Origin of the sequence: Nonomuraea sp. B12E4 (genome assembly GCF_039871825.1) — a bacterium.
GTDB lineage: Bacteria > Actinomycetota > Actinomycetes > Streptosporangiales > Streptosporangiaceae > Nonomuraea.
The window spans coordinates 32,795-45,945 of sequence record NZ_JBDPME010000020.1; the positions used below are offsets into that span (position 1 = coordinate 32,795).

At 71.1% G+C, this 13,151-nt stretch carries 12 protein-coding genes; 6 read left to right on the top strand and 6 right to left on the bottom strand.

Annotated elements, in window-relative coordinates; all coding sequences use genetic code 11:
• Nucleotides 1-22: 22 nt before the first annotated feature.
• Both ABGB18_RS34035 and ABGB18_RS34040 read right to left on the bottom strand, forming a co-directional pair.
• Nucleotides 23-1,636, bottom strand: coding sequence for a protein kinase (locus ABGB18_RS34035; RefSeq protein ID WP_347699895.1), 1,614 nt, complete (start codon nt 1,634-1,636; stop codon nt 23-25).
• Nucleotides 1,636-3,294 carry a serine/threonine-protein kinase gene (locus tag ABGB18_RS34040; protein ID WP_347699764.1) on the bottom strand — a complete coding sequence of 553 codons (1,659 nt, stop codon included), beginning with the start codon at nt 3,292-3,294 and terminating at the stop codon, nt 1,636-1,638. Before ABGB18_RS34040 ends, ABGB18_RS34035 begins: the two co-directional genes overlap by 1 nt.
• A gap of 112 nt (nt 3,295-3,406) precedes the next feature.
• On the opposite strand from ABGB18_RS34040, the gene ABGB18_RS34045 reads away from it, so the two are divergent.
• Nucleotides 3,407-4,630 (top strand): transposase, encoded by a 1,224-nt coding sequence (locus ABGB18_RS34045; protein ID WP_347699765.1) that lies wholly within the window; start codon nt 3,407-3,409, stop codon nt 4,628-4,630.
• 105 nt (nt 4,631-4,735) lie between these two features.
• A complete protein-coding gene (locus tag ABGB18_RS34050; protein ID WP_347699766.1) occupies nt 4,736-5,563 on the top strand; it encodes a hypothetical protein in 828 nt (275 codons plus the stop codon).
• A gap of 34 nt (nt 5,564-5,597) precedes the next feature.
• Here the strand turns inward: ABGB18_RS34050 and ABGB18_RS34055 are convergent, their stop codons facing one another.
• Both ABGB18_RS34055 and ABGB18_RS34060 read right to left on the bottom strand, forming a co-directional pair.
• Entirely contained in the window at nt 5,598-6,830 is a 1,233-nt protein-coding gene (locus ABGB18_RS34055) for a HAMP domain-containing sensor histidine kinase (RefSeq protein WP_347699767.1), read from the bottom strand.
• Entirely contained in the window at nt 6,827-7,483 is a 657-nt protein-coding gene (locus tag ABGB18_RS34060) for a response regulator transcription factor (RefSeq protein ID WP_347699768.1), read from the bottom strand. The genes ABGB18_RS34055 and ABGB18_RS34060 overlap by 4 nt, the downstream gene beginning before the upstream one ends.
• 220 nt (nt 7,484-7,703) lie before the next feature.
• On the opposite strand from ABGB18_RS34060, the gene ABGB18_RS34065 reads away from it, so the two are divergent.
• Genes ABGB18_RS34065 through ABGB18_RS34080 form a run of 4 tightly spaced genes read left to right on the top strand, consistent with a single transcriptional unit; the run spans nt 7,704 to nt 11,288 of the window.
• Nucleotides 7,704-8,216, top strand: coding sequence for a hypothetical protein (locus tag ABGB18_RS34065; protein ID WP_347699769.1), 513 nt, complete (start codon nt 7,704-7,706; stop codon nt 8,214-8,216).
• Nucleotides 8,216-9,358: a peptidoglycan-binding protein gene (locus ABGB18_RS34070; protein ID WP_347699770.1), complete on the top strand. Its 1,143-nt coding sequence runs from the start codon at nt 8,216-8,218 to the stop codon at nt 9,356-9,358. The genes ABGB18_RS34065 and ABGB18_RS34070 overlap by 1 nt, the downstream gene beginning before the upstream one ends.
• The gene (locus tag ABGB18_RS34075) at nt 9,355-10,068 is read left to right on the top strand and encodes an ABC transporter ATP-binding protein (protein WP_347699771.1); all 714 of its coding nucleotides are present in this window, start codon (nt 9,355-9,357) and stop codon (nt 10,066-10,068) included. Before ABGB18_RS34070 ends, ABGB18_RS34075 begins: the two co-directional genes overlap by 4 nt.
• 44 nt (nt 10,069-10,112) lie before the next feature.
• The gene (locus ABGB18_RS34080; protein ID WP_347699896.1) at nt 10,113-11,288 is read left to right on the top strand and encodes an ABC transporter permease; all 1,176 of its coding nucleotides are present in this window, start codon (nt 10,113-10,115) and stop codon (nt 11,286-11,288) included.
• A gap of 209 nt (nt 11,289-11,497) precedes the next feature.
• Here the strand turns inward: ABGB18_RS34080 and ABGB18_RS34085 are convergent, their stop codons facing one another.
• Nucleotides 11,498-12,073 (bottom strand): YetF domain-containing protein, encoded by a 576-nt coding sequence (locus ABGB18_RS34085; protein WP_347699772.1) that lies wholly within the window; start codon nt 12,071-12,073, stop codon nt 11,498-11,500.
• Entirely contained in the window at nt 12,070-13,059 is a 990-nt protein-coding gene (locus ABGB18_RS34090) for a rod shape-determining protein (protein WP_347699773.1), read from the bottom strand. Before ABGB18_RS34090 ends, ABGB18_RS34085 begins: the two co-directional genes overlap by 4 nt.
• Between the last annotated feature and the right edge of the window lie 92 nt (nt 13,060-13,151).

A 13,151-nucleotide genomic window follows, 5' to 3' on the forward strand; every position in this document is an offset into this window, starting at 1 on the left:
CGCCGGCTCCTGATCGCCCGATCTACGGCTGCTCCGTGTCGTCCTCGCTGCCGTTGTTCGACCCGTACCAGCTCTCATTGAAGTCGCAGATGGTCACGGAGAAGCTCCTCCGGATGGGCGTCGGCGTGACGATCTCGAAGACCACGTCGTACGTGCCCGCCTTCTTCCACACGATGGTGGGAAGCAGGGGCCTCCGCTCCGGGTCGCTCACCTGCCTGCCCTGGTTCTGGCCGTTGAGCAGCCAGCGGTAGGTGAAGGGGCCGGTGGCGGAGACGTCCACCCAGATGTTCAGGTCGCTTCGCCAGCAGTCTCCGAGCCGGAGGCCCTGGTAGTCGAACGACACCGACTTCACGCCGCCCGCCTTCGCGGTGCGCTTGGGGGTGGGCTTCTTCGTGGGGGTGCGGGTCGGGGTGGGCTCCTCGGCGGACGGGGTCTCGGCGGCCGCGGCGGTCCGGGTGTGCTTCGGGCGCTGGGTCTTGGCGGTGCCCTTGGTGCCCTTGGACACGGTGGGGGAGGGGCTGTGGGCCGAGGTCGGGGCCGGGGTCGTGGCGGCGGGGGCCGTGCTGGTCCGCCCCGGCGGGATGGGCAGCCAGAACCAGGCGGCGGCCAGGGCACCGGTCACGGTGAGCGCCGTTCCGGCGGTCAGGAGGACGGTGGTCCGGCGTCGGCGCCCGACTGCCCGGCGCCGGCGGCCGCCCGGGTTGGTGGGGCCGGTCCGGTGGAAGGCGCCCGGCGGCTGACCCGGCCCGATCGGTGGCTGCCCGGGCCCTGGCCCGGTCGGTGAGTGGGGCATTCCGGCTGGTGGGGGCGGGTATACCGGGCCGCCCCGCGGTGGTGCCTGCATGGGAGGCGGGGCCTGCGGGGGAATGGGGGCCTGCATGGGGGTGCCGCTGATGAGGGCGAAGAGCACGTCCTGCATGGTCGGGCGGGCCGTGGGGTCCTTGGCCAGGCAGGCGTACACGATCGAGCGCATCGGCTCGGGCAGCGGGCCCAGGTGCGGTTCGTCGTACTGGATGCGCCTGAGCACCGCGGGGAGGGAGTCGTTGCCGAACGGGGGGGTGCCGGCGGCCGCGTACACGATGACGGAGCCCCACGCGAACACGTCGGTGGGCGGGCCGACGGTCGCGCCCAGGAACTGCTCGGGCGACATGTACGCGGGCGTGCCCACGATGCTGCTGGTACGGGTGACCGCGGCGTCCATGGCCCGGGCGATGCCGAAGTCGATCACCCGGGGACCGTCGCGGCCGAGCAGGACGTTGCCGGGCTTGAAGTCGCGGTGCACGACGCCCGCCCGGTGGATGGCGGCCAGCGCGGTGGCGGTGGCGACGGCGAGCCGCTGCAGGTCGGCCCCGGTGTGGACGCCCGCCTGCGCGAGGGAGGGGCCTTCGACGTACTCGGTGACGATGTACGGGCGGGCGCCCAGCGAGGCGTCGAGCACCTGGGCGATGCAGAACGGCTCCACCCGCCGCGCCGCCGCGATCTCCTTGGCGAATCGGCCGTCCCCGGGCACGCCCTCGCGCAGCACCTTGACGGCGACCGGCGTGCCGTCGGGGGCGGTGGCCAGGTAGACCATGCCCTGGCCACCCTCTCCGAGCTGCCGGACGATCTTGTACGGCCCGATGGCCTCTTGTGACATCACCAGGTTTCCATCGCGCAGACGTCGAACGAGAGGCTTCTACGGGCTGTGCCCGGGGACGTGACCCGCAGGGTGACCGTATGGGGCCCGGCCTCCAGCATGTACTCGTGGGAGCTTACGGGTGCGGTGTATTCGCCCCTCGGCACCCAACTCGTACTGCTGAAGACGGTCTTGCCGTCCACGTCCCACGCATGCTTGATCCACACCCCTGGACGGCTTGATTCCACCTGGCCCTGGAAGTGCACGGGAGGCATGAGGCAGGTGGTGCCCTGGACGTGGCCGGGGCCTTCGAACAATTCGATCGGGAGAATGCTGACCTTGGCCGACGTCGCCGGTTTCTGGGTGGTTCGGGTGGGGGTCGGGCGCTTGGTCGTGCGGGCAGGGCTGTGCGTGGGAGAAGACGTGACTGTGGGCTCGGGGGATTGGCTCTTCGTCGGTGTTCGAGTGGGTTTGTGGGTGCGCTTGCGGGGCGGCTTCGTCTCCGAGCGGGTCGGAACCGGCTGGGAGGAGGACTGCGGGGACGGGCTCGCGGAGGCGGCGGCACTGGACGCGCCCGGCCGCTCCGACCAGGGAGCGAGCCAGACGGCACCACCGACGAGCGTCGCGACCAGGACGCCCGACAGACCGATTCCCACGGCGGTGGCCGTCGAGACACCACTACTGGCCCCACTCCGCCGACGCCCACCCCGCCGCGCCCCCGGCACCCCACCGGCTCCAGGCCCGCCCATCGGCCCGCCCATCGGCCCACCACCGGGTCCGCCCATCGGCCCGACCCCGGGCCCCGGCATCGCCAGTCCGCCCATCGGCCCCGGCCCCGGAGCCTGGCCCCAGCCCTGCACGTGCATGGGTTGTTGCTGCGGATGGGGTGCCGGGTTCTGGCCGTTCAGCAAGCCCAGCAGCACGTCTCGCATAGTGGGACGGGCAGCGGGGTCCTTGACCAGGCAGGCGTACACGATCGGGCGCAGCGTGTGCGGCAGATCCCCCAGTTGCGGCTCGTTGTGCAGGATGCGGTTGATGATCGCGGGCAGCGTGTCACTGCCGAACGGCGGTGTCTCGTTGGCCGCCCACACCATGACCGAAGCCCAGGCGAACACGTCGGCCGGCGCGCCCACCGCCTGCCCGGCCAGTTGCTCGGGCGCCATGTACGCGGGTGTGCCCACGATGCTGCTGGTGTGGGTCATGGCGTCGTCCATGGCGCGGGCGATGCCGAAGTCGATGACCCGGGGGCCACCGGGGCCGAGCAGGACGTTGGCGGGTTTGAAGTCGCGGTGCACGACGCCCGCCTGATGGATGGCGGTCAGCGCGGTGGCGGTGGCGACGGCGAGCCGCTGCAGGTCGGCTCCGGTGTGGCGGCCGGCCTGCTGGAGGGAGGGGCCTTCGACGTACTCGGTGACGATGTACGGCTGCTCGCCCGGCGACGCGTCCAGCACCTGGGCGATGCAGAACGGCTCCACCCGCCGCGCCGCCGCGATCTCCTTGTCGAACCTGTCGGCGAACCCCGCGCCACCACCGCGTAAGACCTTGACCGCCACCTGCCGGCCGTCAGGCGCCTGACCGAGGTACACGGTCCCCTGACCGCCCGCACCCAACCGGCCGAGCAGCCGATATATCCCTACTGCCGCTGGATCATCCTCCCGCAGCGGTTCGACATGCGCCATCAAGATTGCGCGGAGGGGACCGCCTGCCTCAGCGGGGGATCCGCGCTCCCTCCTCACGAATTTTGTCGTTGCCTGTCGATAACGTGGTGGTCGCGTTGTCGAGCGTCCGGGGGTGGGTGTGCACAGGTCGTTCAAGTTCCTGCTGCGCCCCAGCAGTAAGCAGGCCGTCGCCCTGGCCGCCTGTCTGGAAGATCACCGTGAACTGTACAACGCCGCACTTGAGCACCGGCGTACGGCCTACCGCAAGGCGGGCGTCACGGTCCGGTACGGTGAACAGTCGGGCGAGTTGAAACACATTCGCGCCGATGACACCGACGGTCAGGGCCGCTGGTCGTTCTCCTCCCAGCAGGCCACCCTGCGAAGGCTTGACAAGGCGTTCGCCGCATTCTTCAGGCGGGTCCGCGAGGGCCGTACGCCCGGGTTCCCGCGGTTCAAGGGCGCGGGCCGGTTCGATACGGTGGAGTGGCCCAAGGACGGCGACGGCTGCCGTTGGGACTCCCAGCCGAGGCATCCGTCCGCGACCTTCCTTCGCTTGCAGGGGGTCGGGCAGGTGCGTGTCCACCAGCACCGTCCGATCAAGGGCAGGGTCAAGACGATCAGTGTAAAGCGGGAAGGCTCGCGCTGGTACGTGATCCTCTCCTGCGATGACGTGCCCGCCGAACCGCTCCCGGCGACACCTGCAGTCGTGGGGATCGACCTGGGCGTGGCGTCCCTGGTGACCACCAGTGACGGCGAGCACCTGGCCAACCCGCGCTACCTGACCACATCCGCCGAACGGCTGGCCGCCGCACAACGGCACCTCGCTGGTAAGAAGCGCGGCTCCAAGCGGCGCCGCAAGGCCGTGGCGCGCGTCGCGGCGCTGTATGCCAAGGTGCGGCGGCAGCGTCTGGACGGCGCGCACAAGGCCGCGCTCGCGCTGGTCCGCGGCTGCGGCGTGATCGTGCACGAGGCGCTCAAGGTCACCGATATGACCAAGCGGGCCGCGCCCAAGCTGGACGGCGAGGGCACGTACCTATCCAACGGCGCGTCGGCAAAATCCGGGCTTAATCGTTCGATTCTGGACGCGGGTTGGGGGGTGTTCCTGACGGTCCTCGCGTACAAGGCTGAAAGCGCCGGTCGAGAGCTGATCGCGGTGAACCCTGCCAACACCTCCCGCACATGTGCCCGGTGTGGGCACTGTGCGAAGGAGAACCGCCAAACCCAGGCCGAGTTCCGGTGTAAGGCGTGTGGGCACAGCGCGCACGCTGATGTGAACGCGGCGATCAACATCTTGGGGGCAGGGCTTGCCCTTCGCCAGGCTGTCGTACCAGTCGAAAGGTGTCGGACCGCGGCGTGAGGCTGCACGCACGTCGGCGCCGCGCGCCCGCAGCGCGGAGTCGAGACCGTCGCCGCCCGGTTCCGCGGGCTCGCCGAGCTGCTGCGCCGCCCCGACGCCGGCCCGGTGCTGCTGGAGAGGTACACCGGCCTGGACGTCCAGCCTCCCAAAGCCGCCGACGGCCCGGCGGCCCATGCCTTCGGGTGGTGGAAGCTGGAGCTGCTGCTCGCCCAGCGGCAGCTCCTGCGGACCCTGTCCACCCAGCAACTCGACCGGACCGTGCGCGCCGCATACGACGCCTGCACCGCCAAGAAGGCCATGCCCGGCACGTACGACATCTTCGGCCTGGAACAGACCGCGGTCCTGCTCGCCCGCGCTCTCGCCCGCCAGGAGAACAGGAACTGGGAAGACTCCGCGCTGCTGCGTGACGCGATGGTCCGGACGATGGCCGACGTCGACCGGGTGGTGGGGGAGGTCGAGCACTCCTTGGCCCATCCGGGTAAGGCCCCCGAAAGCGCGCAACCGCTCGTCGATCGGCTCGCCACGATCTACACGCCGAGGGGCACGCCGGCCACCGTCTTCGCCCTGGACGAATTCGACGCCGCGACGATCGAGGAGATCAACCGGGAGACACGAGCGGCCTACCCGCTCGCCACGTTGGTCAGGAACGCGAGCCGGACGTACAACTGCCATGCCTTCGCCTGGTATTCGACCTCGCCATTTGGGAACTACTGGATGAACGATCCGGGCGACAACACCTACTGGCTGGACGGCAGCTACATTCAGTGGTTCTCGGCCGGCCCTCCCTACCCGGCGAACCTGCGCTGGTCCTGGCAGAGCGACGACCATTCCGGGATCGGGGACGACACCGTGGGCGCGTTCGTCGTCTCGAAGGGGGCCCCTTACCGCAGATGCGGCATCCCTGGGCCCACAGCCCGTACAACGGCTCGTTGATCTACAAGTATCTGCGCAATTGGTGATCGAGGCTCTACGGCGGGTACGCGGCGCCGCGGGGGAGGGAGGCGACCACGATCAGGCCGCCGCCTTCGCGGGCGCGGGCCCTGATGTCGCCGCCGTGCGCGACCGCCACCGACCGGACGATCGACAACCCCAGCCCGGCGCTGCGCGCGGTGATCACCCGGTCGGCCGCGTGCCGGTGGAACGGCTTGAACAACTGCGGCACCTCGTACGGCGGCACGCTCGGCCCGGTGTTGCTGACCTCCACCTCGACCTTCCTGTCCGCCACCGTTCGGCTCACCACCCGCACCCACCCGGTGCCGTCGTCCAGGTTGTACCGGATGCCGTTCTCGACCAGGTTGTGCACCAGCCGTTCGAGCAGCAGCGCGTCGCCGGTGGTGGGCGCAGGCGCGGTCACCTCGTACATGGCGACCTTGGCCTCGTGGGCCTCGGCCGCGGACTGCTGGGTCACGTGGGTGACCACGTCCGCCAGGTCCACCGGCGACCGGTCCACGGTCTCCTGCTCCGACCGGGCCAGCAGGAGGAGCCCGGAGATGAGATGTTCGTGCCGGGCGTTGATCTCCAGCAGGCTCTCGCCCAGCTCCTTGACGTCCGGCGAGGCGGTACGGCGGTGCATGGCCAGCTCGACCAGCGCGCGGTTGAGCGTCAGCGGCGTACGCAGCTCGTGTGAGGCGTTCGCCACGAACCTGCGTTGCCCGTCGAAAGAGTGGTCGAGCCGCTCCACCATGGTGTCGAACGTGTCCGCGAGCTGTTTGACCTCGTCCTCCGGCCCGCTCAGCGCGATCCGCTCGTGCAGCCCGCGCTCGGCGGGTGCCGCGGCGATCTTGCGTGCCGTGTCGGTGACCTTGTGCAGCGGGGCGAGCATCCGGCCCGCCACCACCCACCCGAGCCCCACCGCGGCCCCGCCGACCACGCCGAGCGCGATGCCGCCCTGGGTGAGCATCGAGGTGACGGCGGCGCTGCGCAGCACCTCGGCCTCCTGCCGCATGAACCTGACAGCGTCCTCGCCCTGGAGCGTGACGCCGTTCTTCATGATGAAGATCTCTTTGCGCCGGCCCGGCTGCGGCTCGAACCGGCTCTCGTACTGCTCGGCGACCTTCTGGTTGAACAGCAGGTACGTGACACCGAGCAAGGTCAGCCCGGCGAGCAGGAAGACGGCTCCGTACACGAGGGTGAGCCGCAGCCGCAACGTCGGCCGCAGCGGCAGGCGGCCGCCCAGCCGGTCGGACACCGAGGACTTCATGCGATCCGATACCCCACACCCGGCACCGTCTCCACCACCGGCGGATCGCCGAGCTTGCGGCGCAGCTTGAGGATGGTGAGCCGGACCGCGCCGGTGAACGGGTCCGCGTGCTCGTCCCACGCCTTCTCCAGGAGCTGCTCGGCCGAGACGACGCTCCCGCCCGCCCGCATCAGCTCGGTCAGCACCGCGAACTCCTTCTTCGACAGCGGGACGAACCGCCCGTTCCGGAACACCTCCCTGCGCGCCGGATCGAGCGTGATTCCGGCCCGCCGCAGCACGGGCGGCACGGCCGGGCGCGAGCGCCGCCCCAGCGCCAGGACGCGGGCTGCCAGCTCGGGGAACGCGAACGGCTTCGTCAGGTAGTCGTCGGCCCCCAGGGACAGGCCGGTCACCCGGTCGTCGAGCTGGGCGGCGGCGGTGAGCATCAGCACCCGCGCGTCGCGTTCGGAGGCCACCAGCTCCCGGCACACCTCGTCGCCGTGCACCCGCGGCAGGTCGCGGTCGAGCACGACCACGTCGTAGTCGTTGATCGCGATCCGCTCCAGCGCGGCCTCGCCGTCGTGCGCGAGATCGACCGCGTGGGTCTCGTCGCGCAGCCACTCGGCTATCGCGTCTGCGAGCAAGCGCTCGTCCTCAACCACCAGCACCCGCATGACGCACCTTTCTCTCCAGAACGCTCCGGTTCTCCCCAGAACGCGCGACTCTCCCCAGGACGCGCCGACTCTCCCCGGAACGCGCCGACATCCGCTTGCAGAGCCGAGTGTGGCCCAGAGGACATTCGGTCGGAGTAAGCCGAAATGGAAACGCTAAGGAAACGCGCCGCCGTATTGCATCTCCCCTCGAATGACATTCGTTCGACGAAGGAGAAGACCCATGAGAGGACCAGTCCTCATCGCGTTGGCGGCCGCGACAGTGCTCCTGTCAGGCTGCGGCGGCGGCGACGCGGGCGGCTCGGACGTGGCATCGGTCGCCGGCGCCGGGAGCCCGGCCGCGGCCAGCGCGAAGCCGAGCGAGGACCCGCACGAGCGCGCCCTGAAGTTCGCCCAGTGCATGCGCGAGAACGGCGTGGACATGGATGATCCGGAGCCGGGCAAGGGCGTCAGGATGAAGATCACCGGGCAGAACCAGGAGGCGGTCAAGAAGGCTCAGGAAGCCTGCAAGCAGTACGCGCCGAGCGGACAGCGCTCGGGCCAGGGCGACCCCAAGATGGGCGAGAACCTGCGCAAGCTCGCCCAGTGCATGCGCGACAACGGCGTGGAGAGCTACCCCGACCCCGAGGGCGGCATGATGCGCATCAACGCCGAGGTCTCCCAGGACCCCGACTTCAAGTCCGCCGAGGAGAAGTGCCAGCAGCAGGCCGCTGACGCCGGTATGGGAGGTTCTTGATGGGCCCGGCGGCGGACAGGGTCACCCTCGACGGCAGGGCCGACCCCGGCGCGGCGCCCGCGCGCCGGCGGCGGCGCGGCCGGGGCAAACTCGCCGCCGGTCTCCTGGTCGTGGTGGCCGTCGCCGGTGGCGCTCTCGTGGCCGTCAACAGCGCGGGCCTGCTCGACGGGAACGCCGGCCCGACCCGCTCGGCCAGCGCCCTGCCCCCGGCCACCACCACGGTGTCCCGGCAGACGCTGAACGACACCGTGGACGCCGACGGCGAGCTCGGCTACGGCCCGGTGACCACGGCGATGAGCCGCCAGCGCGGCACGATCACCTGGCTGCCCGACAGCGGCGCGGAGATCACCCGCGGCAAGCCGCTCTACCGGGTGGACAACAAGCCGGTCCTGCTCATGTACGGCTCGACGCCCGCCTACCGCGACCTCACGATCGGCACGGAGGGCACGGACGTCGAGAACCTGGAGCGCAACCTCAGCAAGCTCGGCTACGACGGTTTCACCGTCGACGACGAGTACACCTACGACACGGCCGAGGCCGTCCAGGAATGGCAGGACGACCGGGGCCTGGACGAGACCGGCGTGGTCGAGCTGGGCCGGGTCGTGTTCGCGCCGGACAAGGTACGGGTGGAGAGCCTGGAGGCGGAGAAGGGCCAGCCGGCCGCTCCCGGCCAGCGGGTACTGACCTATACCGGTACGTCCAAGGTCGTCACGGTCCAGATGGAGGCCGAGGACCAGCGCATGGCCAAGAAGGGCGCCAAGGTCCAGGTCACGCTGCCGGACGGCAAGAGCGTGAACGGCAAGGTCACCGAGGTGGCCACGGTCATCGTGCCGGGCGAGAGCCAGAACGACGAGGCGGAGACCCGGCTGGAGGCGCTCGTCTCGATCGGCGACAGCAAGTCCGCGCGCGGGCTCGACAAGGCGGCGGTGGACGTGACGTTCACGGCCTCGCAGCGCAAGGACGTGCTCACCGTGCCGGTCGCGGCGCTGGTGGCGCTGCAGGAGGGCGGGTACGGCCTCGAAGTCATCGAAGGCGGCAAGTCCCGATATATCGTTGTTGAGACGGGTTTGTTCGCCGGAGGCCGGGTCGAGGTCCTCGGCGACGGGCTCACCGAGGGCATGACCGTGGGGATGCCGAAATGACGTTCCCCATGATCACCCTGACGGACGTCTCCAAGACCTACCCCGGCGGCGTCACGGCGCTGAGCTCGGTGTCCCTGCACATCCAGCACGGCGAGCTGATCGCCATCGTGGGCCCGTCCGGGTCGGGGAAGTCGACGATGCTCAATGTCGTCGGCACCCTCGACCGGCCCACCTCCGGGACCATCCACATCGACGGGTACGACGTGTCGCAGCTCTCCGACGGCAAGCTCTCGGCGTTGCGGGCCACCACGATCGGCTTCGTCTTCCAGTCGTTCCACCTCGCCGCGAAGGTTCCGGCGCTGGACAACGTGGCCGACGGCCTGATCTACACCGGCCTGAGCCGTCCCGAGCGCCGCCGGCGGGCGGCCGCCGCGCTGGAACGCGTGGGCCTCGGCCACCGGCTGGACCACGAGCCGCACGAGCTGTCCGGCGGCGAGCGGCAGCGTGTGGCCATCGCCAGGGCCGTGGCCGGGGACCCGCCGCTGGTGCTGGCCGACGAGCCGACCGGCGCGCTGGACTCGGTGTCGGGCGCGGGCGTGATGGAGCTGCTGCACGAGCTGAACGCCGGCGGCACCACCATCGTGATCATCACTCACGACCGGGAGATCGCCGCCAGTCTGCCCAGGCAGGTACGCATGCGTGATGGGATGATCATCTCCGACTCCGCCGTCGAGAGCGAGCCCTGGCCCGCCGAATCGGGTGTCCGGTGACGGCGGGCTTCGAGGCTCCGCGGCCGAAGCTGGTCCCGGCCAGGATGAGCCTGGGCGACGTGCTCCGGGTGGGCGCGGTCGGCCTGCGTACGCGGCCGCTACGGGCGTTCCTGTCGGCGCTCGGCATCGCCATCGGCATCGCGGCCATGGTCGGCGTGGTCGGGCTCTCGTCCTCCTCGGGCGCCGAGCTGGACCGTACGCTCTCCGCGCTGGGCACCAACCTGCTCACCGTCTCGCCGGGCACCACGCTCATGGGCGAGGAGGCCAAGATGCCGATGGACGCCGAGGCGATGATCGAGCGCATCGGACCGGTCCAGGCCGCCTCGGCCACGGGCAAGGTCGCCGACGCCAAGGTCTACCGCTCCGAGCGGATCCCGGAGGCCCAGACGGGCGGCCTGTCCGCGTACGCGGTCCGCCTCGACCTGCCCGCCACCGTGGGCGCCACCCTGCAGAGCGGGACCTGGCTCAACGCGGCCACCGAACGCTATCCGGCCGCCGTGCTCGGGGCCTCCGCGGCCCAGCGGCTCGGGGTCGGCGCGGCGGGACCCGACACGCAGGTCGTGGTGGGCGGTGTGCGCTTCACGGTGATCGGCGTGCTGGCGCCGGTGGCGCTGGCGACGGACCTGGACAGCGGGGTCCTGGTCGGCTGGCCGGTGGCGGAGGCCAGGCTGAACTTCGACGGCCATCCGACCACCCTCTACACGCGCTCGGAGGAGGCCAGGCTGGAGGCCGTACGCCAGGTCCTGGCCGCCACGGCCAACCCGGAGGCGCCGAACGAGGTGGACGTCTCCCGGCCGTCGGACGCCCTGGCGGCCAAGCAGGCGACCAGCCAGGCGTTCGCGAACCTCCTGCTCGGCGTGGGAGCGGTGGCGCTGCTGGTCGGCGGGGTCGGCGTGGCCAACACGATGGTCATCTCGGTCCTGGAACGCCGGGCGGAGATCGGCCTGCGCCGCTCCCTGGGCGCCACCCGCGGTCAGATCCGCACCCAGTTCCTGTCGGAGTCGCTGCTGCTGTCGGCCCTGGGCGGATGCGGGGGAGTGCTGCTCGGCATGGGGGTCACGATGGGCTACGCGTATTACAGTGGCTGGCCCTCGGTGGTGCCGGCCTGGGCCACGGCGGGCGGCCTGGCGGCCACGCTGCTCATCGGCGCCGTGGCGGGCCTCTACCCGGCCATCCGCGCCTCCCGCCTCTCACCGACAGAGGCCCTGGCCACGCCGTAGGGGGAACCGGGGCTCGGGGGGGCGGGCCCGTACCGTGCGGGGGACCGGCCGCCGGCTGCCGGCGGCCCGGAACCCCGATCACGCCTTCCCCCTGCCCGGGGCCTAATCGGGGACGTAGCAGTTTGTCCGGCTGCGGGTGATCAGGGAGTGACCCGGGACGGAGACGCCGGCGAGGCTCAGGTCCGCCCCGCCCCCCGCGCCGGCGAGCCTCAGGCCCCGTCGTGGCCGGCGAGGCTGTCGAGCTTGCGTTCGATGCGGTCGAGCCTGAGCCGCAGCTCCGCCAGGTCGCCGCGCTCGGCGGGCTCCTCCTCGGGGCGTAGCCGGATAAGCACAGCGCCGCCGGGCTCCAGCCGTACGAGGCTCGTGTCGGCCACGCTCGTACCGCCTCTGAGCTGGATCGACACGTCCACGTCGGCCTGCCGCAGCCCCATCCGGCGCAGCGCCGACCTGATGTAGTGCCCGTCGCGGGCCAGCACGATCGGCCCGCCCTCGACGATCTTGCCCACGACCGGCACCTCCGCCGCGAACCGCACCACCACCGCGTTGAACGCCACCAGGATCACCACCCCCGCCAGCCCGCCGACCAGCGAGTTGTCCGGGCCGATGATCGCGTTCTGCACGACGTTGCTCATCAGCAGCATGACCACGAAGTCGAAGTTGTTGAGCTGGGCGATGCCGCGCTTGCCGGCGATCCGCAGCAGCGCCGCCACGGTGAGGTAGACGGCCACGGTCCTGACGGCCTTGTCGGCGAGGGAGACCCCGGCGTGCAGCAGGTCCTCGCTCATTGCCGCCGGAGCTTCGCGATCAGCCCCAGCTCCTCCGCGCACCGGCCCAGCCCGAGCGCGACCGCCTCAAGGGGGCGTTCGGCCCGCCGTACCGGCATGCTCAGCGCCGTACGCAGCCGCCGGCCCAGCCCTCGCAGCAACGAGCCGCCCCCGATCAGCATCGCCCCCTGCTCGCTGAGGTCGGCGGCCAGCTCGGCGGGGCAGCGCTCCACCGTCTCGACCGCCGCCCACGCGATGGACTCGACCTGCTGCCCGCCCGCCTCGCGGATCCCCTGCGCGGGCAGGGCCACCCAGCGCCGCTCGCCGGTGTCCGGATCGTGCCCCTTGACCACGACCTCCTCGTACGGCGGCTGCCCGGCGCCACGCTTGGCCGCGTCCGCCTCGCCCTCGTCGAGCACCAGCCCGTACTGGCTCTCCACCCACCGGGCGATGGCCCTGTCGACGCCCCGGCCGCCGCCGAGGACGGTGCTGGTCGCCACCACGTCCCCGCGCGAGACCACGGCGATCCTGGTGGTTTCGCAGCCGATGTCGATCACCATGCTGCCCACGCAGTCCCTGACCGGCAGGCCCGCGCCGAGCGCCGCCGCCAGCGCGTGCGGGAACAGCAGGATCCCCCTGGCGTCCGCCTCGAACGCCAGATCGCGCAGCGCCATCTGCGCGATCGGGGTGGAGTCGTCGGGCATCGCCATGACGATGCGCGGCCTGGAGAACGGATGCCGGTGCACCTTGCGCAGGAAATGCTTGACCATGCGCCGGCTCATCTCGCCGTCGGCCGGCAGGCCGCCGTTGATCGGCCAGTACGTCTCGGCGTCGTCGGCGTCGTCGGCGCCGTCGGCCGCCTCCGTGCCGAATGCGATGACCTTGCCGGAGTTGTTGTCGCGCCGGACGGCCGAAGGCTCGTCCAGCACGATCCCTTTGCGCTTGACGTATATCCGGGTGCTGGCCGTGCCCAGATCCAGGGCCAGGTCACGACCGAGAAGGCTCATTGCGGGACCGGGGGCCGGAGCATCATGCCGGGTCTATTTCCGGAGCTGCTCCAACGCAATACCAGGAACGTAACCGTTCCGCTTTACCTCGC

Excerpts from the sequence above, each read along its gene's own strand:
- ABGB18_RS34035 (WP_347699895.1), bottom strand. The coding sequence starts at position 1,636 with ATGTCACAAGAGGCCATCGGGCCGTACAAGATCGTCCGGCAGCTCGGA.
- ABGB18_RS34040 (WP_347699764.1), bottom strand. The coding sequence starts at position 3,294 with ATGGCGCATGTCGAACCGCTGCGGGAGGATGATCCAGCGGCAGTAGGG.
- ABGB18_RS34055 (WP_347699767.1), bottom strand. The coding sequence starts at position 6,830 with ATGAAGTCCTCGGTGTCCGACCGGCTGGGCGGCCGCCTGCCGCTGCGG.
- ABGB18_RS34060 (WP_347699768.1), bottom strand. The coding sequence starts at position 7,483 with ATGCGGGTGCTGGTGGTTGAGGACGAGCGCTTGCTCGCAGACGCGATA.
- ABGB18_RS34065 (WP_347699769.1), top strand. The coding sequence starts at position 7,704 with ATGAGAGGACCAGTCCTCATCGCGTTGGCGGCCGCGACAGTGCTCCTG.
- ABGB18_RS34070 (WP_347699770.1), top strand. The coding sequence starts at position 8,216 with ATGGGCCCGGCGGCGGACAGGGTCACCCTCGACGGCAGGGCCGACCCC.
- ABGB18_RS34075 (WP_347699771.1), top strand. The coding sequence starts at position 9,355 with ATGACGTTCCCCATGATCACCCTGACGGACGTCTCCAAGACCTACCCC.
- ABGB18_RS34080 (WP_347699896.1), top strand. The coding sequence starts at position 10,113 with ATGAGCCTGGGCGACGTGCTCCGGGTGGGCGCGGTCGGCCTGCGTACG.
- ABGB18_RS34085 (WP_347699772.1), bottom strand. The coding sequence starts at position 12,073 with ATGAGCGAGGACCTGCTGCACGCCGGGGTCTCCCTCGCCGACAAGGCC.
- ABGB18_RS34090 (WP_347699773.1), bottom strand. The coding sequence starts at position 13,059 with ATGAGCCTTCTCGGTCGTGACCTGGCCCTGGATCTGGGCACGGCCAGC.